Origin of the sequence: Nocardia sp. 2TAF39, from assembly GCF_052114905.1 — a bacterium.
Lineage (GTDB): Bacteria > Actinomycetota > Actinomycetes > Mycobacteriales > Mycobacteriaceae > Nocardia.
The window spans coordinates 1-3,673 of sequence record NZ_JBFRFQ010000105.1 but is presented as its reverse complement, the minus strand read 5'-3'; the positions used below and the strand labels follow the sequence as shown (position 1 = coordinate 3,673).

The following is a 3,673-nucleotide window of genomic DNA, read 5'->3' as shown; positions in this document are numbered from 1 at the left end:
TCGATGCCACACTCACCGCTCACGACACCGTCGGTTTCGCCACCACTATCGGTCACCGCAACAATTCCGGGACCGAGACGCTGGTTTCGTATGTCGTCGCCGCACCCGGTCACTCGATCGACACCACGACCCTGACCGAACACCTCACCGCCCGGTTACCGTCCTACATGATCCCGGCCACGATCATGGTGCTCGACCACATCCCGTTGACACCGGTCGGCAAACTCGACCGCAAAGCACTACCGCAACCGGTATACACCGACCACAAACCATTCCGGCCACCCCGRACACCCATCGAACACACCATCGCCACCGCATTCACCGACGTACTACACATCGACACAATCGGCCTCGACGACTCCTTCTTCGCCCTCGGCGGAGACAGCATCATGTCGATCCAGTTGGTGACTCGGGCCAGGGCGGCGGGTGTGGTGTTCTCCGCCCGCGATGTGTTCGAGCGTAAAACGGTTGCCGGGCTGGCCCAGATCGCCGCCAGCGACGGCGCCGCGGCGACCCCACGTCTCCCGGAACTGTCTGGCGGTGGTGTGGGACCGATACCACTGACCCCGATCATGCGATGGCTGCTCGAACGGGCGGAGTCAGGGTTCGGCCGCTTCGCGCAGGCAGTGAYGCTGGGGCTACCGGCAGGGATCGACCGACAGGGACTGACGGCCACGGTACAGGCGGTGCTCGATCGGCACGACATGCTGCGCGCACGGCTGCRCCCGGMCGCCGAGGGAGGCTGGACGTGGGAGGTCCTGCCGGTCGGAACGGTTCAAGCCGACGACGTCATCCACCGGGTGTCGATGGAAAGTGGGCTGGGAAGCRCCGAGTTCCGGGCTGCGGCGGCGGCGGAACTGGATGCCGCCGCCGACCGGCTCGATCCGGGCGCCGGGATCSTGGTGCAGGTGGTCTGGTTCGACCCGCAAGACACGGCGSAGCCGGGCCGGGTGTTGATGCTGGCRCACCATACGGCGATCGACGGCGTGTCCTGGCGGGTACTGGTGCCCGACCTCGCGGCCGCGTGGACRCGGATCCAGGCCGGCGAGCCACCCGATCTCGCCCCGGTCGGWACGTCGATGCGCAGGTGGGCGCACGGRCTGGTCGAGGCAGCCCAACGCCCGCAACGGGCCGCCGAGCTCGAACTATGGCAAACGATGAGCGTCGGACACGACCCGGTGATCGGGTCGCGGCCCCTCGATCCCGAGATCGACGTGGCTGCTACCGCCCACACAGTCGAGGTCGCAGTGTCCCCCGAGGTGACCGAGGCGCTGCTGACAACAGTTCCCGAGGCGTTCCAYGGCAGCGTGGCCGACGGRCTGCTGACCGCACTCRCGGTGGCAGTGACGAAGTGGCGTCGCGACCGCGGGGCCGAAGCCGACCGCGGCCCTCTCACSGACATGGTGATCGGCCTCGAAGGCCACGGCCGCGAGGAAGGCGCCGTCCCCGGCGCGGATCTGACCCGGACGGTCGGCTGGTTCTCCACAGGTTTTCCGATGCGCCTGGATCTGTCGGGCATCGATCTCGACAACGCATGCGCGGGCGGGCCAGCGATCGGGGCAGCGGTCAAGTCCGTCAAAGAACAACTCCTCGCTGTCCCCGACCACGGGATCGGCTACGGCTTGCTGCGCTATCTCAACGAGGACACCGCACCGAAACTCGCGACCGCGCCGACGCCGCAGATCGGGTTCAACTACCTCGGACGCATCTCCACCGGAATTCCCGAACCGATACCGGCCCTCGGATGGATGCCAGTGGACGACGGCAGCGACCTCGCTGGTGGCGAACTCGCCGGTGCACRKAAYCCSGATATGCCGGTCTCGGCGGTGCTCGACATCTCGGCCCTCACCCGCGACGACGGTGGCCGGCCGCGGTTGCGGGCGATCTGGTCGTATCCCGCCGGCGTRCTCACCGGCGAGCAAGTGCGCGAGGTAGCCGAGGCGTGGTGCCGGGTATTGACCGCGTTGGCGACACATACCCGCCGTGGCGGGGCGGGGGGCCGCACRCCGTCGGATCTGGATCTGGTCCGGCTCGGACAACCCGAGATCGAGCGACTCGAGGACAGGTATCCGACGCTGAGCGACGTCTGGCCGTTGACTCCGCTACAGCAGGGGCTGCTATTCCATGCGCTGGTRTCCGAGGAGTCGGTAGACGCCTACCTGATGCAGCTAGTCCTCGAGCTGCATGGGCAGATCGACCCGCAACGGCTGCACCGAGCCGGGCAGGTGCTGCTCGACCGGCATGCGAATCTACGCACCGCATTCGACACCGACACCGGACCGGTGCAGGTGGTCTGCGAAGACGCCAAGGCTCCATGGTCGGAACTCGACCTGTCCGGGCTGGACGAGGATACACGCAATCGCGAGTGGGATCGGCTGAYGGCCGCGGACCGGGCSACCCGGTTCGACCCTGCTCGGGCGCCACTGCTGCGCTGGATGCTGGTCACCATGAGGCCGGGGCACTACCGGCTGGTRCTGACCAATCATCACCTGCTGCTGGACGGCTGGTCGACACCRCTGCTGGTGAAAGAGTTACTGGTGCTCTAYGCCACCGACGGCGACGCCGCCCTGCTGCCCCGTGTCCGCCCCTATCGAGACTTCCTGGCATGGAYCGTCGGGCAGGACCCGGCTGCATCGCTCGACACCTGGGCCCACGCGTTCGACGGCGCCGACGAGCCCACCCTGGTGGCACCGGCCGATCCCGGTCGCCGATACACCGAATCACATGACGTACACGGCGAACTGACCGAGGAACACACCGCGGCACTGACAGACCTGGCACGAGCGCGTGGAATCACCCTCAACACCGTGATCCAGATGGCATGGGCGATCGTGTTGGGCACGTTGACATCCCGCAAGGACGTCACATTCGGTACCACGGTCTCCGGACGACCCCCACAGATCGCGGGCATCGAATCGATGATCGGGCTGTTCATCAACACACTGCCGGTGCGCGTCCGCCTCGACACCACCGAGAACCTGGGCCAGCTCCTCRACCGGATCCAGATGGAGCAGGCCRCGCTGCTCGACCACCAGTTCGTGGGTCTCACCGACATCATGCATGTGGCCGGGCCAGGGACCAAGTTCGACACGATGACAGTGTTCGAGTCCTACCCGGTCGATCGTGGCGGACTGACCGCGGACACCGACATCGCCGGCATGCGRCTGCAGGACGTGACCGGCACCGACGCAGCRCACTATCCACTCGGAATAGTCGCGCATGTCGACATCCGACTACACCTCAAAATCAAGTACCTGCCCGAACTCTTCGACCACGACACGATGGACGCGACCCTGCAGCGGATCCTGCACGTGATCACAGCCGTTACCGCCGACCCGGATCTGCCGCTGGCCCGACTGAATCTCCTCACCCCGGCCGAATACCAAGAGTTGACGCCAGTGGCCGGTGMCCCGGCCGTCCCAGGACAAGTACTGCCGGAGCTGTTGGCGGCGACAGCGGAACGGGATCCAGAAGCAGTCGCAGTGGCCTGCGAAGATCAGCGGTGGACCTACAACAAGCTSGACGCCGAGTCCAACCGGTTGGCACGACTGCTGATCGACCGAGGCGTGGGACCGGAAATGAATGTCGCGGTGGGGTTGCCGCGGTCGGTCGAGTCGGTACTGGCGGTATGGGCGGTGGCGAAGTCGGGGGCAGCGTTCGTACCGATCGACCC

The 3,673-nt window shown here is 66.5% G+C and carries 1 protein-coding gene; it reads left to right on the top strand.

The features are described 5' to 3' along the window. A partial coding sequence (locus AB4Z47_RS30370) for a condensation domain-containing protein (RefSeq protein ID WP_441956102.1) occupies window positions 1–3,673 on the top strand: 3,673 nt, incomplete at both ends.